Genomic DNA, 22,863 nt, shown 5'->3' on the forward strand with positions numbered 1-22,863 from the left:
AAGCAATAAAAAGTATGCCTCTCCTATCTGGGCGAGGGCATTTGTTTTCGTAAGATGATTTAAAGCTCTGTTCCCAGCTTCGATAAAACATTATCCATCTCAAGAAAATGAGTTTCTGAATTTGAAGCATAAAACAATTGGTTACCAGCCATAATTACAATCACATCATCATCGTAATTACCATAGAAATTTATTCCATCAAGCCATTGTTTAAATGAAACATCCTTGTTAACGAAGTTTTCAGTTATAAAATCGAGTTCATGAGGTTCTAATTCGTAAAATGTATTACAGGGAAACTCTAATGCAAAACCAGCCTGAAGAAAAGCCATTGCTGTAAAAAAATCGGTTAAGGTTTGCGTTTCCGGTTTCCATATTTTTTGATCCTCGCTCATGTAAACCGGCGGATCAGATTTCGACAAATCGTCTTTGTGAATTCCCCAAACACAAGCTCTTTGATTTTCAGAATAAAATATCAAATAATCGTCATGTTTGTAATATTGAAAGCGCTCTGGTGTAATTAATAAATCCTGAGTGTGATTCAGATTTTGAATTTTACCCAATTCCGTATAATAATCCGTAAATACTTTTGGAAGATCTCCAAATATATCCTTTACAACCTGAATTTCATCAGTAGTAAACCCACAAGATTCTGTAATATGAAATAGTTTTTTAATTGTGGAGAAGTCGGTCATGTCATTAATTTATAAAAAATAATTCAGCATATCTTACTTACGTCTTTCAATAAAAAAACGCTTCATTAAATCAGCCGCTTCATTTGCCATAATACCTGAAACAACAGTTGTTTTAGGATGCAATTTTGTTCCCATTGCTATAAAACCACGCTGTTCATCACGGGCGCCAAAAACAATTTTAGAAATCTGGCTCCAATACAAAGCACCGGCACACATTTGGCAAGGTTCAAGAGTAACATAAAGTGTACAATCTTTAAGATATTTTCCGCCCAGAAAGTTTGCGGCAGCAGTTATGGATTGCATTTCGGCATGAGCCGTAACGTCATTCAGTAATTCGGTTAAATTATGACTGCTTGCAATTACTCTGTCTGCAACGACAATTATAGCTCCAACAGGAATTTCGCCTTTCTCAAAAGCCATTTCAGCTTCCTGCAAAGCTTTTTTCATAAAATATTCGTCGGTGAAAGGATTTATCATAATTGCAAAAATAAGGTTTTAGTATTATTTTTTATTACATTTAAATATTGAAATTCAAAACATGGAAAGAAATTTTAAAATAACGATTCCAGAACCTTGCCACGAAAACTGGGATAAGATGACACCAAAAGACAACGGAAGATTTTGTTTAAGTTGTTCTAAAACCGTTGTTGATTTCACGGCAATGCTTCCGGAGGAAATTCAGCAGTATTTTATTTCAAATAAAAATGTCTGTGGACGACTTAAAAGTGAACAGTTAAGCGAAATAAATATTCAGATTCCATCTCAAATATTACACAGCCAGATCCATTATCGAAAAATGTTTTTATTGGCACTTTTTATAGCTATGGGAACTACATTATTTAGTTGTCAAGACAAAGACGGAAATAAGAAAAAAATAGATACAATTGAAGTTGTTGAAGATGTCAAACCAGAACAACATGCTACTACTGGAATTATTTTGATGCCTGTAGACAAACTTAACGCCGAAGAACATTCTCAATTTGAACAAGACGTACCTCAATCTGGACATTACGGAGTTATTTATAATTCAAATGATTTAGACATTGCAGCTGTTCCAAAAAATGGAATAAAAAAATTCAATTCTAATTTTTTAAAAAATCTTATCACAGCAAAACAAGGAGAAATATCCGTTTTATTTGTAATTGAAGGCGACGGAAGTCTTAGCAATTTTAAAATACTTGAAAATACAACGTCAGCAAGTGAAAAAGATATTATCGGAATTTTAGAAAAAACTCCAAAGTGGGTTCCGGGTAAACTAAAAAACAAAATTGTTCGCTCAACTTATGTTTTACCGATTACAATTAAAAAGTAAAACACTGCTAATAGAACCTTATGTCCTAATTAAATTTAAAACCGTAAATTTGCTTTTTACCTTACAATGAAAAGCAACTTACTTTCCAATATATACAATCCAACTGATTTACGCTTATTAACCGAAGCGCAACTTCCTCAAATTGCACAGGAATTGCGTCAATTTATTATAGATGTTGTTTCGGTAAAAGAAGGGCATTTGGGCGCTAGTCTTGGTGTTATTGAACTTACGATTGCTTTGCATTATGTTTTTAATACTCCGGAAGATCAATTGGTTTGGGATGTTGGACATCAGGCTTACGGACATAAAATTTTGACCGAAAGAAGGGAAATCTTTCATACCAACAGGCAAATAGACGGGATTTCTGGTTTCCCTAAAAGAAGCGAAAGTATTTACGATACTTTTGGCGTTGGACATTCCTCTACTTCTATTTCTGCTGCACTCGGAATGGCGATTGCTTCTCAGCTAAAAGGAGATTTCGATAAACAACATATTGCAGTTATTGGCGATGCTTCTATCGCATCCGGAATGGCTTTTGAAGGTTTAAATCACGCTGGAGTTACAGATGCCAATTTACTGGTGATTCTAAATGATAATGCTATTGGAATTGACCCTAGCGTTGGTGCTCTCAAACAATATCTTACTGCTGTAAAAGAGGGAAAGAACCCGAAGAAGAACAACATGATCAAGTCTCTTAACTTCGATTATTCGGGACCAATTGACGGGCATGATATTCCGACTTTAATAAAAGAATTAAAACGATTAAAAGAGATAAAAGGTCCTAAATTCCTTCATATTGTTACCACTAAAGGAAAAGGCCTGCAACAAGCTGAAGAAAATCAGGTAAAATATCATGCGCCTGGGAAATTTGATGCTTCAACAGGGGAGATTATTTTAAAATCTGAAGAAAATTTACCTCCTAAATATCAGGATGTTTTTGGACTGACCATTTTGGATTTAGCCAGAAAAAACGATAAAATCATCGGAATTACACCTGCAATGCCATCTGGTAGTTCTTTAAAGTTCATGATGGATGAAATTCCCGAACGTGCTTTTGATGTAGGAATTGCTGAGCAACATGCCGTGACGCTTGCTGCGGGAATGGTAACTCAAGGCATGATTGTGTATTGCACCATTTACTCTACTTTTTTACAACGCGCTTACGATCAGGTTATTCACGATGTGGCTTTACAAAACTTACCGGTTATTTTTTGTATCGATCGTGCAGGTTTGGTTGGCGAAGATGGCGCAACACATCATGGCGTTTTTGATATTGCTTATTTACGGGCCATTCCAAATATGATTATACATGCTCCAATCAACGAAATTGCACTGCAAAACATTTTATATACGGCCCAATTAGGATTAAATCATCCTATTGCGATTCGATATCCGAGAGGTAGAGGCGTTTTACCAAATTGGGAAGTAGAAAATTTCGGACATTATGAAGAAATTATTATAGGACAGGCTAGTCAATTAAAACCCGGAACAAAAACATCTGTTTTATCTACCGGAACAATTGGAAATAATGTCACTTTAGCGATTAATGAATGTGACAACTCCGAGTCAATTGCACACTATGACTTTCCATTTATCAAACCATTAGATATCAAATCATTGATTAGTATTTTCAATACTTTCGAAAGGATTATAACTGTTGAAGAAGGGACTATAAACGGAGGTTTTGGAAGTGCTGTTTTAGAGTTTGCAGCAGCGCATAATTTTAAAAATAAAATAGAAATTTTAGGCGTTCCTGATGTCTTTATTGAACATGGAACTGCAAATCAATTACAACAATTATGCAAAATAGACGTTAAAAGTTTGATAAATCTTTTTTCAACCGATACAAAATAATTATTTTGCACTACCAAAAAAAACTAAAATCATAATGAAATTATTGCGTTCTACCCTTTTGCTTCTATTGCTTTTGTGTACCTCACATAACTTTGCTCAAATCATACAAACGACTTTAGCGCCTAATCAGCTGCCGCCGCCACCTTCTAACTGGACTAAGAAAAATCAATTGGGATTTGACATTTCCGAAATTGCTTTTGTGAACTGGAGCGCGGGGGGAACAAGTTCTATCTCAGGTTTGTTTAAGGGCGAATTTGGAAGAACTTACATCAAAGGAAATCATAAATGGGCGAACGAACTTATCATAAAGTATGGTTTAAATAAACAAGACGGTACCGAATTAAGAAAGACTGATGATGCTGTGATGCTGAATTCTACTTACGGATTCAGAAAAGATACGATTTCGAATTGGTATTATTCGGCTAAATTTAATTTCAATACGCAGTTTACGAACGGATATAATTACCCAAACAGAGATATTGCTATTTCGAAACCTTTTGCACCAGCCTATGTATTTTTGGGAGCTGGAGCTGAAAACTCAAATAAAAAGAAAAACAGAACGTTTTACTTCTCTCCTATTACGTTAAAAACTACTTTGGTGTTAGATCAGGATTTGGCCAACCAAGGATCTTTTGGTGTTAAAAAAGCAATTTATGCTCCGGATCCTATGGATCCTAATTCTCAAATTATAGTTGAAAACGGACAAAAAGTAAAAGCCGAATTTGGTATTTTACTAACTGCATATATGAAAAACGAAATTTTCAAAAACATTTTCTACGAGAACAGATTAAGCTTATACACCGATTATTTGAACAAATTCGGAAATGTCGACGTAGATTATGATACTCGTTTAGATCTTGTTGTAAACGCTTATGTGAAAGCAAATATTGGTATTCATTTGGTTTATGATGATGATATTAAAACTAAAAAAGATGTTGTTGACCCAACTACAGGATCGACTTCTCAGGTAAACGACGGACCAAGAGCGCAGTTAAGACAAGTTTTGGGCGTAGGTTTAGTATATGCTTTTCAATAAAACAGTATCGCTATTAAGCAAAAAAATACCCGATAGAAATTGTTTCTATCGGGTGTTTTTTTATATCAAAAAGGAAAAGATGATTTAATTCTTTTTTCTTCCGTTAATGGTTTCGAATAATTCTAATGCATTTCCATCGGTTAAAAGCGAAACGTAATGACAAATATGAAGCAAACGTTCGTATAAATTCTCTTTTTCTAATTGATGCTTTTCCGGCAACATTTTCAAAATTAATTTATCATAGTTGGAAGCAGTTCCTTCGTATTTATTATTAAAAGCAGTAATAAATTTATCCAATAAAGTCTGAATGATTTGATAACCCACAATTTCTTTCTCTATAACCTCGCGGCTCTGATAGATTTTATCAACGCTTAAATTGATGATATCATTCATTTGTGCTTTGTATTTGCTTTTATCTGTTAAAGCAAAAGGGAATTTTCCGGCCAGAATTGCTTCTTCATTTTCAATAAAAACATTTACGGCGTCGTTGATTAAAGTTCCAATTGCAAGCGCACGTAAATAACTAATTCTATCTTCTTTGGTGGTTAAAGTCTTGTACTTCGCAACTCCAATATTGTCTTTTACCAGTTTGATTAAATATTCTAAAGCATAATCTTCAGATACCAATCCTAAGTTTATTCCGTCTTCAAAGTCAATGATGGTGTAACAAATATCATCTGCTGCTTCCACCAAATACGCTAAAGGATGTCTTTCAAAACCAATGTCATCTCCGGATTTATTGGCAATCATGCCCATATCTTTGGCTACTTCTTCAAAGAATGCTTTATCCGTCTGGAAGAAACCGTACTTTTTATCGGCGATATCATTTGTTGGTTTTTTAGGTAAGCTTTCTTTTGGATATTTCATAAAAGCACCTAAAGTAGCATAGGAAATTCTAAGTCCACCCTCGATTCCCGGACGACTTGCCGTAAGAACCGAAAATCCGTTTGCATTTCCTTCAAAATCAATTAAATCCTGCCATTCTTTGGCGGTTAACTGATCTTTGTATTTTAAACCGTTTCCTATCGAAAAATATTCTCCAATGGCTTTCTCACCAGAATGTCCAAAAGGCGGATTACCAATATCGTGTGCCAAAGAAGCCGCAGCTACAATAGCGCCAAAATCATTCATATGATAACCGTGAATTTCTTTTAAGTGAGGATATTTTTCAATGATTTTTTTTCCAACTAAACGCCCAAGAGAACGTCCTACCACCGAAACTTCTAAACTATGCGTAAGTCTCGTATGCACAAAATCTATTTTAGAAAGCGGAATAACCTGTGTTTTATCCTGCAGTGATCGAAATGCAGCCGAAAAGATAATTCTATCATAATCAACCTCAAAACCCAGTCGGGTATCGTCTTGTTCTACACGTAATCTCTTGCTAGTATCGCCTTGGCGTTTGAGTGATAAAAGTTGTTCCCAGTTCATTTTTGTATTTTAGAATTCAGATTGTAGATTGTAGATTTCTCATCTAAGCGTCAAAAATACGTTTTATTTAGGATTTCATTCAACAAAATATAGTATTTAAAAGATAAACCTCCTGTATATTCAGGCTACACACAACTTGCTACTTGAGTATGACATTTTTGAAATATTTACTAAAAATAGCAAATGCTTCTGCTTTACTTTCTGGTGTTGGTGCTGCAGTATCTTTAAGTGCATAAGGCATATTAAGCAATTCCCATTTTTGAGATCCGAGCTGGTGAAACGGAATAATCTCTACGCGTTCAACCGTTTTATAATTGGTAAAATGTTGTCCCCATTCTTCCAGATATTCTGGTTGGTCTGTCCAGCCGGGAACTAAAACATATCTTAACCACATTGGTTTTCCTGTAGATTCTCTATAAGCAGCAACCTCCAGTGTATTTTTATTCGTCAAACCAGTTAATTTATGATGTATCTCGTCATTAATATGTTTTACATCCAATAATAAAAGATCCGTATTATCAAAAAGTTCCTGTGCCTGATGATTATTTAGTCTTCCGTTGGTATCAAGACAAGTATTGATTCCCTGTTCGTGCAATAATTTAAAAAAATGAAGCAATTTGTTTCTTTGGAGTAAAGGTTCCCCACCGGAAACTGTAACTCCTCCGGTTTTACCAAAATAGCTTTTCTGGCGAACAGCTCTTTTTACCAGTTCTTCTATTTCGACCAAAGAGCCTCCTTTTACATCGAGTGTATCAGGATTCTGGCAATACAAACACCTAAACTGACATCCCTGTGCAAATACCACCATTCGAATACCGGGACCATCATGCGTGCCAAAGGTTTCGAGAGAGTGTATTCTTAAATGATCAGGATCATCAATATTTAATTTAGCGGCTTCAATATCTTGTAATTGAAAATACATAGTTTCTTAAATGAAATTAAAATAATAATAACGAATTGGGGTAATTATTTTAACACATAGAAACATAGCTTTTCTATACTTAAAAAGGCATTTCACTTATTTGAAATACACATAAGCTATCTATGTGAAAGAAATGAGTTTCTTTTGTCTCCTTCTTTTGCCTATAAAATCTATCTTTCTATGTGTTTAATTTTTTTATTAATTACACCCAACAAGTTAATAATAATAAATAAAAAATAGGCTGGCTATTTTTAGCCAACCTATCTCTGATTCACGCTTGGCCTGTTTTACATTGCTTCGTGAAAAGTACGCGCTATAACTTCAAGTTGATGCGCTCTTGATAATCTCACAAAATTAACAGCATAACCTGAAACTCTTATGGTCAATTGTGGATGATTTTCAGGATGATTATAAGCATCTTGAAGCGTTTCGCGATTTAATACGTTCACATTTAAGTGATGCGCCATTTGTGCAAAATAACCATCTATTGTGTTAACCAGATTTGTTACTTGTTCTTCTCTGGTATCTCCTAATGATTTCGGGATCATAGAAAACGTGTTAGAAATACCATCTTGTGCATCATTGTAATCCAGTTTTGCAACAGAATTTAAAGAAGCAATTGCTCCACTAGAATCACGTCCGTGCATTGGGTTTGCTCCCGGTGCAAAAGACTCACCATCTTTACGTCCGTCAGGAGTTGCTCCTGTATTGGTTCCGTACATTACATTAGACGTAATTGTCAATAATGAAAGAGTTGGTGTTGCATTTTTATATGCAGTATGTTTTCTAAGCTCTTTGATAAAGAAAGCTGTAATTTCCTGAGCAATAGAGTCGACTCTGTCATCATCATTACCAAACTTAGGATAATCACCTTCAATATTAAAATCTACTGTAATTCCGTTTTCATTTCTGATTGGTTTTACTTTCGCATATTTTATTGCTGATAACGAATCGGCAATAATAGAAATCCCTGCTGCACCATAAGCAATATCAACATGCGGATCAGAATCAATCACCGCCATTTGCGCTCTTTCATAATAATACTTATCGTGCATATAGTGAATAATATACATAGACTTAGCATATACTCTCGCTACTTCTTTCAGCGTACGTTTAAACACATTGCTTACTACATTATAATCTAATACTTCGTCATGAATAAACGGAATATCTTTCATGATTAATGCTCCGCCACGTTCTTCTCTACCTCCGTTTATAGCGATCAATAATGCTTTAGGCAAATTGGCACGTGCTCCAAAGTGCTGAATAGATTTACCAATTTCCTGATGCGATACACAACAAGCAATTCCGTAATCATCAGAACCTCTGTTAGGTCTCATCAAATCATCATTTTCGTATTGAATTGATGATGTATCAATTGACACTTGCGCACAGAAATCCTTAAATCCTTGTGGAAGATCGTCTGACCATAAAACTGTTAAGTTTGGTTCTGGAGAAGCTCCTAAATTATATAATGTCTGAAGGAATCTGAATGAAGATTTGGTTACTTTCGTTCTTCCGTCATTAAACATACCACCAATACATTCTGTTACCCAAGTTGGGTCTCCACCAAATATTTCATCATAAGCTCCAGGTCTTAAATGGCGTACCATTCTCAATTTCATTACAAACTGATCTACCAATTCCTGAGCTTCAAATTCGGTAAGTGATCCTTCTTTCATATCTCTTTCTATATAAATATCAAGGAATGAAGATACGTTTCCTAAAGACATTGCTGCTCCATCCTGCTCTTTTACCGCAGCCAAATAAGCAAAATAAACCCATTGTACCGCTTCTTTTGCATTTTGCGCAGGAAGTGAAATATCAAAACCATAATCAGCAGCCATTATAAGCATATCCTGCAAGGCACTAATTTGAGCAGAAATCTCTTCACGCAAACGAACTTTATGTTCGGTCATTTCGCCACCAACTCTATTATGATCTTCTCTTTTAAAAGCAATAAGCTGATTAACTCCATACAACGCCATACGACGGAAGTCACCAATGATACGTCCGCGGGCATAATTATCAGGCAAACCTGTTAATATATGTTTAGAACGATAATCTCTGATTTCTTTATCATAAGCATCAAAAACTTTTTCGTTATGATTTTTAGCGTAGTTAAAAATATCTATTACACGATCAGAAACTTGTAATCCTCTTTCTTTTACCGCAGATTCAACCAATTTAATCCCTCCAAAAGGTTTCATTGCTCGTTTTAACAATTCATCTGTTTGTAAACCAACAACAACTTCGTCTTCTTTACTAATGTAGCCTGGTTTAAATGCATTAATAGTTGATATTGTTTCTACATCAATTGCTGAACATCCGTTATTTGCTCGCTCTTTTAATAAAGCTTCTTTACAGATATCCCACAATTTTGTAGTTTTTGCTGATGGTCCCGATAAAAAAGAAGAATCCCCTTCATAAGGCGTAATGTTTTTTAATACAAAATCCTGAACGTTCACTGATGCCCCCCATTTTCCGGGTGTAAATACCATTTTTTCGACACTTGCTTTCATAACTCAAAATAATTTAATTGCGTTTATTATATACTCAAATTTAGACACTTTTTTCGCTCAAAACCATGACAATAATCATAAATGGAGCTTATTTTTATAAAATTCGTAATTATTTACTATAAGTAAGCTTTTGTTTCAATATTAAGCATATTATGGCAGTAAACATTAAAATTCCGGCGAACAAATAAAAAATCGTTGTATAATCTTTAGTCAGCCCAATTAATCCTGGTCCAACAAAAGCAGCTACCGACCAGGCTATCAATATAAAACCAAAGGGTGAGCTCATTTTATTTGGTCCATAAATATCCTTAACAAAAGCCGGAATCGTTGCAAATGCCCCGCCATAGCAACTTATAATAATGAATATCATGATTTGAAATAAAATGGGAGAATTGGTATGACTTAAAACTAAAAAGCAACATGCTCCTATTGTGTAAAACAAAAAGAAAGTTGACCATCTGCCAATTTTATCAGAGATACTGGACCAGAACAATCTTCCAAATCCGTTAAAAAAACCAATAAAAGCAACAAAATTAATCGCCTGGCTATCCGTAATATGAATTAATTGTTTTGCCATTGGCGCTGCAATAGAAATTAAGGCAATACCGCAAATTGTATTAAAAAAAAGCATCAGCCAAAGACCGTAAAAACGAACGTCTTTTAATAATACTTTTAAAGGAATAGTAGCATTATCCTGTACCGTATTTTCGATCTGAATACTGGAAACAGGAAGCAAAAGAAATAATGACGCCAATACCATTATTAAAAAATAAGCACTGCCTAATAAATAAAAAGCTCCCGGAACACCCAGTGAAGCTGTTAGAGGCAAAATAAGTCTTGATGCCAATATAGAACCCACGGCAAAAGACATAATAACCAATCCGCCTGCAAATCCTGGTTTTTCAGGAAACCATTTTACAACAACCGAAATAGGCGTAATGTAACCAAATCCTAAACCTATGCCGCTTATTACGCCATAAAATAAATAAAACAATAGTAATGACTTTTCTGCAATAGCAAATCCGCTGCCTATTAATCCTGCACCAAAAAATAATGCAGCGAGTAATCCGGCTTTTTTAGGACCAATTCTTCGAACAAATTTTTGCATGAAAGCAGCCGTAAGACCTAAAAAACAAATGGCTAAACTAAAAGAAAGTTTTAATTGATGCGCATCCCAGCCATTCAATTCATGAATAGGATTAATCCAGACACTGTAAGCGTAAATCGAACCTATTGACAATTGCAATAACATTCCTGCCGATGCAACTATCCATTTATTTATTTTTATCATAAGGCGACATATTTAATATGCGTCTTACAAATTTAGAAGTCGAAATTTACAGAAAACGTGATTTTTATCTTGTTTCTATTAAAATACCAAGAAAAATTCACGAAAACGTTGTAAAAAAAATTAAAACTCTAATCCAGTACTATGTTTTATTTCTGCCATCACAAAAATACTGTTGGTGTTTCCTATGTTTTCTATAGTTGATAATTTATTCATTACAAAATCCTGATAACTAGTCATATCCTGAACCTCTAAAACACAAAAAAAGCACTCCAATTGGAGTGCTTTTTCTGAAATTGAATATATAATTTAAGATTAGAAGTTTTTAGAAACTCCAATATTAAATGTTTGTCCAAAGTTGAAGTAGAATTTACTAACATCTGGTCCGTTATTATCATAACTCAATGTTTCATATCCTAAACCACCAATACTGAAGTTAAGACCAAAACCTTTTTTCATGTTAATGAAAAGAGCTGGAGTTACACCTACATACATACCATCTGCTTTAGATTTTGAATAAGCATTTGCAGGACCATATACTTTAGATTTTTCATTTTGAAAACCAGCACCCATATCAGCAAAAATAGAGAAAGTTTGGCTCAAAGGCACTGAATAACGAACAAATGCTCCTATTTTGAAATTATTATTTTTAATTTCTGTAGTTGCAGTTTCGTTTTTAGCAGAAGCTACTGTAAATTCACCTCCAACAGTCCAGTTGTCATTAAATTGGTAACCAACTTTAGGAGAAAAGCTAAATGAATTTTTTGTTGTTTCACCAAATTGAAATTCTGATTTTTCAGAAGTGAATCCGATGTTTCCGCCAACTAAGATTGTTCCTTTTTGTGCATTTGCAAAGCTAAACATAGCTAAAGCCAGAATAAGTAAAATTTTTTTCATTGTAAATATTTTTTTTAATTACTACTGCTTTAGCAATAACGATGCCGTTGCTGTTGGCCTTTAAGTTTTTTTTATGATTTCTTTAAAAGACAAAATCGTAGCAATCGATCGTATTTCTGTTTACTTTTGTAGCAAATAAAAAGTCATGTCGATAGAAGTAAACAACATATCAAAAAGTTACGGAACTCAAAAAGCATTAAATTCAATTTCGTTCTCTATTCAAAAAGGAGAAATCGTTGGATTTCTTGGTCCAAATGGAGCAGGAAAATCTACTTTAATGAAAATTTTGACGACTTATTTACTTGCCGATGGCGGTTCAGCCCTTGTAAATGGTCATGATGTCATGACGAGCGCAAAGTCAGTTCAACGTTCTATTGGCTACTTACCGGAACATAATCCGTTATATCTGGATTTGTATGTTCGTGAGTATTTGGCTTTTAATGCCGATGTTTATCAGGTTCCAAAATCAAGAATTGAAGAAGTCATTCAACTGACAGGACTGACACCGGAAAGCCATAAAAAAATAGGACAGTTGTCTAAAGGATACCGCCAGCGTGTGGGACTTGCGAATGCTTTATTGCACAATCCGGATGTTTTGATTCTGGATGAACCTACTACTGGTTTGGACCCGAATCAGTTAATGGAAATTCGTAACGTAATTAAAAATGTTGGAAAAGATAAAACCGTTTTTTTATCAACTCACATTATGCAGGAAGTCGAAGCCATTTGCGATCGTGTCATTATTATTGACAAAGGACAAATTGTTGCCGATAAAAAATTAAATCATTTAGTATCTGAAGATAAAGAACAAGTTATCGAAGTAGAATTTGATTATCAGATTCAGGAACAACTTCTGGCAAAACTTGAAAACATTACTGCATACAAAAATATTCACGATATGATCTGGGAACTGACTTTTGTTGCCGAAAAAGATATGCGCCCGGCTATTTTTGATTTTGCCAACGAAAATGGCTTAAAAACATTACAACTCAATCAGAAAAATAAAAATCTGGAAGCTGTTTTTAGAGAAATTACTAAATAGCGTTTTTCAGTTTACAGTCTCGGTTTGCAGTCGCAGTTTACAGATAAAAGTCAATTCTTTCATTATAAAGGATTGGCTTTTTTTTGTAATGCTTCTGATGTTACTTTCACTAATTATTTTTACCGCAGAGAACACAAAGATTTTTATATAAAAATGCCTTAAAAAGCACAGAGTTCGCAAAGCTAAGTTAATCCAATCCCGATAACTATCGGGATTGCGAACTTTACTTTTAAAAGCTAATCGAAAAAACTTAACGTGCCTTGCGGTAATTTTTTTCCACTTTACAGCTTTGGGATTGATCTATTACTTTTTTAAACGCAGGCTTGGTTTTACTGGCTTTATTGTCAAAATTTGGTTTTCAGAGTACATTTTATTCATTTTTAATAAATCGCGAAAGGCTAATTATCAATTTGTTATGATATCGCAGGCAAATTTTAACTATTTTTATTTAGACTTGTTATAAATAGTATTATATTTGAACATTGAAACTTCAAAATACCACTCAAATGTTCTCTGTATTCAGCCTTATTTCATCTTATTTTTCGAAACTATCTAAGTATTTTTTATTTCTTTTAAAACTACTTTCTGATAAATTAGAACAAATCGTTTTAGACTGAGCATTTCTTCTTGAATGATTAAGTCTTCTCCCCACAAATCTGGCATCACATAAAAAGCCTTACTCCCAAAAAAATCAAATCCAAATATCATGAAGAATATTATAACATCTATTATGCTTGCATTTTCGGTCTACGGTTATTCGCAGACAGAAAAAGAAACGGACAGTATTGTCGAAACTTCTATCAATGCATTAGATGAAATTGTAATTACAAAAAAGAAAGTTTTATATACCCAAAAATCAGACAGATTAGTTTTTAATGTCGAAAACAGTATTGTTTCTGAAGGCGGAACGGCATTAGATGTTTTATCGCGTGCTCCGGGTGTTGTCGTGTCTCAGGATGGCGAATTATCGATTCGCGGACAACAAGGTGTTGGCGTAATGATCAATGGCAAATTGACCCAGCTTTCGCAAAAGGAACTGGCCAATTATTTAAAATCGACCACTTCATCAAATATCAAACAAATAGAGGTGATTACCAATCCTTCCTCTAAATATGACGCCACCGGAAAAGCGGGAATCATTAATATCATTTTAAAGAAACCAAATGCGGGCGGACTTAAAGGAACTGTTTTTACCAATTATGGAAGAGGCCGAAAAAACAGAACCAATTCTGGTGCCAACTTAAGTTACAATAAAGAAAAATTTGGCGTTTACGGAAACTACAGCTATACTTTTAGAGGTGAAGAAGAACGTAAAGAATTTGACCAAAATCAATATACTGATGCAAGCCGCCAGACTATTTCGACAAAAAACCATCAAACCTCAACAACTGATGAACCACTGACTTCGAACAATTTTAAAATAGGGACAACATACGAAGTTTCTCCTAAAACGAATTTAGAAGTCTATGTTGATGCTAAATTGGGGCGCTACGAAAACATCGCCAATGGTAGAAACACCTTGCTTAACGCTACAGATCAGGTGCAATTTGATGCTTCGACTTATAATGACAGTAAAGAGAAATGGAATGATTATACGTATGCATTCTCCGGGGTTCATAAATTTAATACAGAAGGAAAAAATATGTCTTTTGATTTTGAATATGAAACTTCGAAATTCAGATCGAATCAGTTTCAGAGTGCTACAAATATAGATCCTTTGAGCACCAATAACATTAGTGACCGAAGAGGTTTTATCCCGTCGCAATTGAAGGTTTTTACCGGAAAAGTAGATTTTACAAATCCGCTGAAGGAAAAACAATCTATCGAATGGGGTTTTAAAGCCAGTGTAAAAAACAACGATAATCCATCGGTTTACGAATACAATAACAATAATCAATGGATTGTAGATCTTAATTCGACCAATCATTTTGAATATAAAGAACAAATTTATGCGGCTTATGCCAACTTTAAGTATCAAATGGAAAAATTGAATATTCAGGGTGGTTTACGTACTGAATATACTGCGATAAACATTTTACAAAAAACGCTGAATGAAGAGCATAAAGACGATTATTTAAAATGGTTCCCGAGTGTTTCTATGAAATATGAACTGAGCAGCAATCATTCGATACATGCTTCGTATAGTAAAAGAATCAACAGACCAAGTCAGTTCGATTTGAATCCGTTTCGTTTTTATGATGATTCGTTTAATTACTCTCAGGGAAATCCGAATCTGGTTCCTGAAATTACACATTCTGCAGAAATTGGTTATGCCTGGAAAAGTGCTTTTATGGCATCATTATATTTCAGCAAAACCAAAGATGTTTTTACCGAAGTGTATGTTTATGATCCGGCCAATAATACTACGGTAACTTCTCAGATTAATGTTGACAAGTCTTATAATTACGGAGCCAATATTACCAATACGGCCGAAATTTATAAATGGTGGTCTGTAAATACGCTTTTTAATATTTTCGAAAATAAATTTATGGGCAATGTAGTTAATACAGACAAAATCGACCCAATTGTAACCTTGAATTTAAGCGTTCAAAACTCCTTTACCATTACAGAAAGTTGGAAAGCCGAAGCTAACGCCCAGTATCAGTCAAAATCGAATCTTGGTATATATGAACGAGATGCTTTCTTTGATTTCAGTATCGGAATTTCGAAACAAGTGCTTGCCAAAAAAGGCAACATCAAACTTAATGTTACTGATATTTTCAATACCAATAATTTTCACATCAATTCAGTTATTGCACAAACGAGCATCAACAAAAGGTATGACCTTGATAACCGTATTGCCACAATAGCGTTCACATACAGAATTTAATATTTTGGATTTTTAGTTTCCCCTTGTTTTTGTTTTTTTTTGATGGAAAAGAGCCTGTTGTAGTTAGCGGGCTCTTTCTGTTTTTATTTGATAAATTACTTGCGAATGTTGGCGAAGATGGCACACGGATGACACGGATTTAAACGGATTTACGCTGGTTTATTTTTACTGTTTTATATTACACGAATGTCAGACTGAGCAAAGTCGAAGTCCCGTACGCTGAGTCACTTTGTGGGACTTCGACTTCGCTCAGTCTGACAAACGGAAATATTCACCTGAACAATTTGTTTTGGGTTGATACTTCCCTTCAGTTCTTAAACAAGAAAAAGTCTTTTGAAGAATGTTACTTCTATCAAAAGACTTTTAGTACTAACCAACAAAAAAGTAAATAAAATTAAAGCCGAATTATGCTTTGGCTTTTTGTTTTTTCTTTCTTCCCCACCAGATATAAAATCCGGTAACAGGTAAACTGGCGCATATCAAGCTGCCTATAAAATAGACAATTTTAGTTGGCATGCCTCCAATTGCACCAATATGAAGACTATAATTGGATCGCATTAACCATTTTGAAAAAGGGGCATCGCCAATGTAGTCCTGCGAACTTGGAAGTAATTCTAACGTTTGGGAATTAAAGTATAAATCTCTCCAGACTCCTTTATTCATATCTGTACAGGCATAGAAATCATCTTTTGGTTCATCCGGAAAATGAATGATAACGGCTTCTTTATTTTCCTTCGCAATTTCTGTTCTTACTTTCTTCCAGATAATATCGGCTCCAGCCAATTTATCTAATTGCTGTTGCGATAAAGTATCTTTTTTTACTGCAACAACTTGTTCTTTCTTGTCTTTTTCATCAGCCCATCCTCCGGCTATCCAATAGGTATTTTCTCGTAACCAGTGAAAACTCATCAACAGTCCTGTAAAAGCAATAAGTACAGCCAAAATCAACGTATAAAATCCCATAACATTATGCAAATCATAATTAAGGCGTTTGAATTTAGCGTCCCATTTTATTTTAAAACTAGCGTTTCGGGTTGTTTTATTCCATTTTTTCGGAAACCAAAGTATCAGTCCGCTTATGAGCAAAAAGAAGAAGACAACCGTTGCCCAAGCTGTTATTTGAGAACCAATTTCACGCTCTAACCAAAGATTACGATGCCCTTCATCCATAAAATGAAAGAAATCTTCATGATGTACCATTCCGGTAATTTTACCGTTATACGGATTTACATAAATCAACGAATCCGATTCGATATCGACCTTAATTGATTTATCTAAACCATTATACCAAACGCCATGAATTTCTTTATTAGGCAATGCTTTATGAACAGCAGCGTAAATTTTTGAAGGCGGTAATAATTTCTCCTGACCTTCAGCTTCGACATTTAGATACGGTGAAGTTAGCGCTTTGATTTCCTGTTCGAAAACCAAAATACAACCGGTAATTCCCATAATAAACACGATTATTCCCGATGCTAACCCAAGCCATAAATGCAACCAGGCATTGATTTTACTAAACCGTGATTTTTTATTTTTTTTATTTTTTGATTCTGATGATGAAGAAAACATATTTAAAGGAATATAAAAGATAAAAAACCACAAGCCACCTAAATGGCCTGCGGTTCAAAAAAATAATATAGTATTTGTGATCTTTTTATTTAGATTATTTCAAATTATCTAAACGTAAAATATAATCATAACCTCCAACAATTTCTACACCCGGTGTTACAGCACCTGTTGTAGTATTCACTTCCCAAACATAATCTTTAGTAGTTTCAGCATTCACCTGAATAAATACTTTACCATCAGATGTAATTACATTTTGTAACTGGCTTCCTTTATCTGCAGGTAAATCTAATTTTTTAATTACCGAGTTTGTCGCGATATTAATCAAGGCAAATTTAGTATTAAACAATGTCGAAGGACTTGCTGCTACTATTTTTGAATCTATGTATTTAACAATTGCTTTACCATTACCAACATACCAGAATCCACTTGCAGTTTCTCCTCCTAAGGCAGTACCAAGGTTAAAATTATAAGAAGCATCAATTGCACTTGCACCTTTTTTAATTCTAAATATTTTTGTTGGACTTTCTTTAGTAGTCATCCAATCAGCAAAAAACATCATATAAACGTCACCAGATTCGTCTGTAGTAGAAGTTGGCATCCACATATTAGAACCTCCATTACCATCAGCATCAGTGCTTTCGATAACTTTTTCAACAGCGAAACTTGGATAAGTTACAACTGCAATATTCATACCTGGTTTAGCAAGTGCTGGCCAAACACCCATATTAGAGAAAGCTACATATAACTTTCCGTTTGAATATTCAACATTACCCTGATTGTAAGCGCTAAATCCTGCTGCAATCGCTGGCAATGCCAATTCTCCATTTTTAATTTCAAGTGTTGTAGCGTTTACAACAGTATACAATACTTTGGTTGCATCTCCATTCGTACCAATCAATATTAAGGTGTTGTCATCTACCCATGTATAACAATTTATAGATTTTTGGTAAGTAAAAGGCACTTCTTTTACAACAGCCAATTGATTATTCTTAAATTCGAATTTAGTCATTTTACCAAAGTTAGAACTTGTACTTGGGTAGTAATAAAATCCGTTTTTGGCAATAATTCCATAATCTGCCTTGCTAGTCACTTCGGCACCATTACCAACTAAACTAACACTACCTTTTGTCAAATCATCAACTCCTACAATGTACTGTGTTGTATTTGGCCAGCTACCTAATTGCAGCCATAGTGCATAATCAGCTTTTCCATCGCTTCCAGAATCGTCATTTCCAGAATCATCATTGCTAGAGCAGGAAATAGTTGTACCCATTATTAGCGTACTAATAAATAGAAAATAAAAAGAGGGTTTAATTAATCGTTTCATGTTTAAATGTTTTATATGTAGTTATTAAAAAATAATTTCGTTCAATGTTATTTTAGGAAATAGTGAAATTTAATTGAAAATGAGCGCCCTTGCTTTTGTAGTCTAAAATTATCATAAGCCAGATCATTTGTTAAATTATTACACTCTAATGAAATATTATACCTTCCTTCATTCATAGAATAAGAAACAGATGCATTTTGTATGTATTGATCAGGAATTATACTTTTTCCCTCTTTTGTCCCGTAGTTTTCCCATGTAAGGTAGTACCAGTGAGTATATTGTAAATCCCAATTAAACTGTAGATTATTTCCTTTTTTAATGAAGTCAGATTTTCTATATCCTAAATTTGCATTACCAAACATCCAGGGTCTGTTAGGCAAGTCATCTTTGTAGGTAGCTGATATTGTTCCTGAATTTGATCCATTAGGATATTTTGTGTTGTCGACCGTGCTTTGATAAGTAAAATTTATTCCGGCGTTTATTTTATTTTGATAATTGTATTTAATATCAGCCTCAAGTCCTTTGATCAGAACATTTGATGTGTTTTCGAATCTGCTTATTTGACTATTTGATTGATAAACAACTGCAGAAATAAAGCCTTTTGCATTTCTTAAATATCCTCCTGTTTCAACAAAAAAATGGTGATTTTCCGCTTCATTCTTCCAATAAGCTCCCACATTATAATTGTTACTATTCTCTGGCTTAAGGGCAGGATTTGCTACAACCGAGTACCCATTACCAAATACTTCATCTACTCTTTGTAAGCGATATGCTTTTTCATAAGATGCTTTTACTCCTATAGATGGTGTTATTTTATAGCGTGATGCAATTCCATATCCGGTATAACCATTGTTATCTTTAACGGTTTGCCCTGCTCCACTTCCGGAATCAGTAATAGCAAAAGGTTGTTCTAACAACATACCGTAGTATTTTCCGAAAAACGTGTTGGTCAGTTTTTCTTCGAAGAAATTCTGTTGATAGGATAATCCTATAATATTTTTTGTAAGTTTCCCTGGATTATGATCTTTATCCGTAAGCAATTCGTCATAAGTTTTGTTGTCTACCTTATCTAAAGTATAGTTAAGGCTTAACGAATTATTATCGTTTATTTTATAGCTAAGATTCGATCCAATAAAATATTTTGGACGTTGAATATTCCATTTAGTTGCCGGTCCTCCCATTTCTGAAGAAGTAGTAGGTACATAACTTCCATCCCAATAATATTTTCTAAACGCAGTATCTGTAATAGTATATTGATCGTCTGAATAGGAAGAAAAAAAGCTTAAATCAAGATCTTTTGTAAACAAATTCTTTTTTAAATATCGTAGTGAAAATGAATAAGCATCTCCACCTCTACGCACCTGACCGTATACTACGTCTTGGTTAGTACCTGTCTGTATTCCTTTTTCTGTTGCCGAATAACTTCCTCCAACAAAGAACACATCAGCCCAGGATTTATCAACAAAACCTAATTCTGCTTGTCCCATAGCAGCCTTATATTGATCATTGAATCTTTTAAAATCACCATTAACAAAACGAGAATTATCTTTATCAATAACTTCTATTACCTGTACATCTCTCATTTTATAATCATTATCAGAATAATTTAAAAAACCGGAAGCTTTAAAAGTAAGTCCTGATTTTTTATTACGAACCTGACCTGTTAATGAGGCACTATGTGTATTAAAAGATCCAAAACTGTATGACATATCAAAATAATCTGATATTTGCTGATTCGTAATTATATTTACAGCGCCACCAAGAGCATCAGAACCTAAGTTTACCGGCACTACACCTTTATAGACTTCAATTCTTTCAGATAAATTAACTGGTATGTTGTTTAACGACATTGAGCTTCCCATTATATCCAAAGGCACGCCATCTATAAAAAACTTTACTGCACTCCCGGAAAGACCATTGATAGAAAAATCAAAATCAGAACCCATACCTCCTTGTTCCCTAACTTTTACTCCAGTAGTTTTGTTCAATATCTGACTCAAATTGGATGTAATATTGGCCATTGCTTTCGTATCGACCGCATTAACCTGAAAAGCAGATTCTTTTATTTTAGTTACTTTCGAAATTCCTTTAACCTGAACTTCGTTTAAAGCAGCCATATCCTCTTCGATACTAATGCTTGGTACTGTTTGGTCTGATTGCAGATTAATTTTTGTCTGTTTAGATTTAAATCCTACTGAACTAACAGATAACACATAATTTCCCGGTTCTGCAGCTATCTCATATTCTCCGTTTTCGTTTGTTAAAGTAGAATAAGCTGTTCCTTTTAATGCTACAGAAACACCTTCGGCAGGTTTACCAGTATTTTCTAAAATGATTCCGTTTAAAATTACTTTTTTGCTTTGTGAGAAACCCTGAATTGAAGTTAAGAGAATCAAGGCTAAGGAAAATATTTTACTTATTTGCATTACTAAAGGTTGAAATTAATTTGGCACAAAATTAACATCAAAAAACAGTATTTGCAACTTATTTTTAATTATTCTAAATAAACTCAATGATTAACTTTCAAATAGAGAAATCAATAAAAAAACAACTGATTCCTTAATAAATAATTAAGACTGACTTAAGATTTGCTTAAATTTTTATATTTTAAAAGTTAAAACACAAAACTTAATTTAGTAAAATTCTTAAAAAAAACCATAAAAAAAGCCCGTTTACAATATAAACGGGCTTTTACGAATCGGGATAAACTTTATATTTCCAAGTCTAAAATAGTTTCTTTCAACTCTTGTATTATTATTTTTATATCTGTTTCGGATGTTCTCCAATTTACAAAAGAAGCTCTGATTCCTTTTCGGTTTTGATATACAGTTGGTGTCATAAACACTTTTCCTTTATCATTCAAAAGCGTCAAAAACTGACTCACTTTTTCCTGATTATGATCTCCTTTTAAAGTAAAGCAAACATTATTTAATCGAATAGGAGCCAAAAGTTCAAAATTATCATCTTCAATAAGTTCGTTTGCAAAATGCAATGCCAATGCTGTACTATTTTCTATAATATCCTTAAAACCTTCTTTTCCGTACGCTATTAATGAAAACCAAACCGGCAAGGCTCGTAAACGACGTGAATTTTCAGGTAATACATTCAGGTAATTAAAGTTTTCTAATGGATTTCCTAAATAAGGTGCATTCGAATTCTGAAAAGTTTCTATTTGAAGATTTACATGCTTTTCTTTAATTAAATAAAAAGCACTTTCATAAGGCACATTCAGCCATTTATGACAATCGATAGTAATACTATCTGCTCCTTCCCACCCTTCTGTTAGATGTTTGAATTTCTCCGAAACTGCGGCAAAACCACCAAAAGCGGCATCAATATGCCACCAGAAATTGTATTTTTCTTTCAGCTTTGCAATTTCTACAAAATCATCAAAATCGGCTGTGTTTACTGTTCCTGCACTCGAAATCAGAATAAAAGGCTGTCCGTTTAAATTTTGAATATTCTTTTCTAAATCATCTACATCAATGGCTTCGCGATTACCCTCGATGGTTTTAACTGTCGTGTAATTATTGCTTCCAATACCCAACATCGATAAAGTTTTTATTGAAGAAGAATGTGGTGTAGCAGTCAGAATATGAATGGTTTCAGTTATTCCGGTCTTTGCAAAGTCTTTTCCTGATTGCGCTCCAATCCATTGTCTTGCCACTCCCAAACAGGTAAAATTGGACATTGTTGCCCCTGTTACAAAACCTCCTAAAAATGATTTTGGCAAATCTAGTAATTGCAACAACAAATTGATGGTTTCAAATTCTATTAAAGCCGAAACTCCACCTTGTGCTTTTATCGCTTGTGTATTTTGATCATAAACCGATGCTAACCAATCTCCCACAATCGAAGCCGGAGTTGAACCACCAGTTACAAAACCCAAATATCTTGGTCCAGGCGAAGCAACCATCAAGGGCGCTAATCTTTCTTTAAATTCTTTTAAAGCTGCTAATGATCCTAAACCCACTGCATTTAAATTTCGGGTTGGGTCAATCGTATTTTTATTTGAAGTTGGAATATCCTCAAGATTATTTAAAAAATGTATCCCTTGTTCTTTGGCTTGATTAAGTATGTTTTCGAGATCATTTAGATCATGTTGAAGTACTGAATTCATTGTATAACTTTATATGCTTAT

General features: G+C 34.1%; 17 protein-coding genes. 5 read left to right on the plus strand and 12 right to left on the minus strand.

Going from position 1 to position 22,863, the window contains the following annotated elements:
• Window positions 1-59: 59 nt before the first annotated feature.
• The gene (locus ACIDC4_RS13405) at window positions 60-692 is read right to left on the minus strand and encodes a hypothetical protein (RefSeq protein WP_412043139.1); all 633 of its coding nucleotides are present in this window, start codon (window positions 690-692) and stop codon (window positions 60-62) included.
• A 33-nt stretch (window positions 693-725) separates the two neighbouring features.
• On the minus strand, window positions 726-1,169 hold the full coding sequence (locus tag ACIDC4_RS13410; protein ID WP_412043138.1) for a nucleoside deaminase: 444 nt from the start codon (window positions 1,167-1,169) through the stop codon (window positions 726-728).
• A gap of 61 nt (window positions 1,170-1,230) precedes the next feature.
• On the opposite strand from ACIDC4_RS13410, the gene ACIDC4_RS13415 reads away from it, so the two are divergent.
• The 3 genes from ACIDC4_RS13415 (at window position 1,231) to ACIDC4_RS13425 (ending at window position 4,894) form a co-directional block, all read left to right on the plus strand.
• Window positions 1,231-2,004 (plus strand): hypothetical protein, encoded by a 774-nt coding sequence (locus ACIDC4_RS13415; RefSeq protein WP_412043137.1) that lies wholly within the window; start codon window positions 1,231-1,233, stop codon window positions 2,002-2,004.
• Window positions 2,005-2,070: 66 nt separating this feature from the next.
• Entirely contained in the window at window positions 2,071-3,858 is a 1,788-nt protein-coding gene (locus ACIDC4_RS13420; RefSeq protein ID WP_412043136.1) for a 1-deoxy-D-xylulose-5-phosphate synthase, read from the plus strand.
• A gap of 34 nt (window positions 3,859-3,892) precedes the next feature.
• Window positions 3,893-4,894 (plus strand): DUF3078 domain-containing protein, encoded by a 1,002-nt coding sequence (locus ACIDC4_RS13425; RefSeq protein WP_065448120.1) that lies wholly within the window; start codon window positions 3,893-3,895, stop codon window positions 4,892-4,894.
• 84 nt (window positions 4,895-4,978) lie between these two features.
• On the opposite strand, the gene ACIDC4_RS13430 is transcribed toward ACIDC4_RS13425, so the two are convergent.
• From ACIDC4_RS13430 to ACIDC4_RS13455, 6 genes are all read right to left on the minus strand, one after another.
• The gene (locus ACIDC4_RS13430) at window positions 4,979-6,325 is read right to left on the minus strand and encodes a deoxyguanosinetriphosphate triphosphohydrolase (protein WP_230034979.1); all 1,347 of its coding nucleotides are present in this window, start codon (window positions 6,323-6,325) and stop codon (window positions 4,979-4,981) included.
• A gap of 139 nt (window positions 6,326-6,464) precedes the next feature.
• On the minus strand, window positions 6,465-7,247 hold the full coding sequence (gene pflA / locus ACIDC4_RS13435; protein WP_412043135.1) for a pyruvate formate-lyase-activating protein: 783 nt from the start codon (window positions 7,245-7,247) through the stop codon (window positions 6,465-6,467).
• 287 nt (window positions 7,248-7,534) lie between these two features.
• Window positions 7,535-9,769 carry a formate C-acetyltransferase gene (gene pflB, locus ACIDC4_RS13440; protein WP_412043134.1) on the minus strand — a complete coding sequence of 745 codons (2,235 nt, stop codon included), beginning with the start codon at window positions 9,767-9,769 and terminating at the stop codon, window positions 7,535-7,537.
• Window positions 9,770-9,878: 109 nt separating this feature from the next.
• On the minus strand, window positions 9,879-11,060 hold the full coding sequence (locus ACIDC4_RS13445) for an L-lactate MFS transporter (RefSeq protein ID WP_412043133.1): 1,182 nt from the start codon (window positions 11,058-11,060) through the stop codon (window positions 9,879-9,881).
• Window positions 11,061-11,180: 120 nt separating this feature from the next.
• On the minus strand, window positions 11,181-11,333 hold the full coding sequence (locus tag ACIDC4_RS13450; RefSeq protein ID WP_412043132.1) for an Lrp/AsnC ligand binding domain-containing protein: 153 nt from the start codon (window positions 11,331-11,333) through the stop codon (window positions 11,181-11,183).
• Between the two features lie 39 nt (window positions 11,334-11,372).
• Window positions 11,373-11,954 carry an outer membrane beta-barrel protein gene (locus tag ACIDC4_RS13455; RefSeq protein WP_230034970.1) on the minus strand — a complete coding sequence of 194 codons (582 nt, stop codon included), beginning with the start codon at window positions 11,952-11,954 and terminating at the stop codon, window positions 11,373-11,375.
• A gap of 145 nt (window positions 11,955-12,099) precedes the next feature.
• Between ACIDC4_RS13455 and gldA the strand changes: the two genes are divergently transcribed.
• The gene (gldA, locus tag ACIDC4_RS13460) at window positions 12,100-12,996 is read left to right on the plus strand and encodes a gliding motility-associated ABC transporter ATP-binding subunit GldA (protein ID WP_412043131.1); all 897 of its coding nucleotides are present in this window, start codon (window positions 12,100-12,102) and stop codon (window positions 12,994-12,996) included.
• Window positions 12,997-13,702: 706 nt separating this feature from the next.
• Window positions 13,703-15,826: a TonB-dependent receptor domain-containing protein gene (locus ACIDC4_RS13465; RefSeq protein ID WP_412043130.1), complete on the plus strand. Its 2,124-nt coding sequence runs from the start codon at window positions 13,703-13,705 to the stop codon at window positions 15,824-15,826.
• Between the two features lie 405 nt (window positions 15,827-16,231).
• Here the strand turns inward: ACIDC4_RS13465 and ACIDC4_RS13470 are convergent, their stop codons facing one another.
• The 4 genes from ACIDC4_RS13470 to ACIDC4_RS13485 form a co-directional block, all read right to left on the minus strand.
• Window positions 16,232-17,395, minus strand: coding sequence for a PepSY-associated TM helix domain-containing protein (locus ACIDC4_RS13470; RefSeq protein WP_412043129.1), 1,164 nt, complete (start codon window positions 17,393-17,395; stop codon window positions 16,232-16,234).
• A gap of 94 nt (window positions 17,396-17,489) precedes the next feature.
• Window positions 17,490-18,722 (minus strand): DUF4374 domain-containing protein, encoded by a 1,233-nt coding sequence (locus ACIDC4_RS13475; RefSeq protein WP_412043128.1) that lies wholly within the window; start codon window positions 18,720-18,722, stop codon window positions 17,490-17,492.
• Window positions 18,723-18,769: 47 nt separating this feature from the next.
• Window positions 18,770-21,148, minus strand: a complete 2,379-nt coding sequence (locus ACIDC4_RS13480; protein ID WP_412043127.1) for a TonB-dependent receptor — start codon at window positions 21,146-21,148, stop codon at window positions 18,770-18,772.
• 284 nt (window positions 21,149-21,432) lie between these two features.
• Entirely contained in the window at window positions 21,433-22,842 is a 1,410-nt protein-coding gene (locus ACIDC4_RS13485; protein WP_412043126.1) for a pyridoxal phosphate-dependent decarboxylase family protein, read from the minus strand.
• Between the last annotated feature and the right edge of the window lie 21 nt (window positions 22,843-22,863).

The sequence above is a fragment of the Flavobacterium sp. C3NV genome, from assembly GCF_046825355.2.
Classification (GTDB): domain Bacteria; phylum Bacteroidota; class Bacteroidia; order Flavobacteriales; family Flavobacteriaceae; genus Flavobacterium.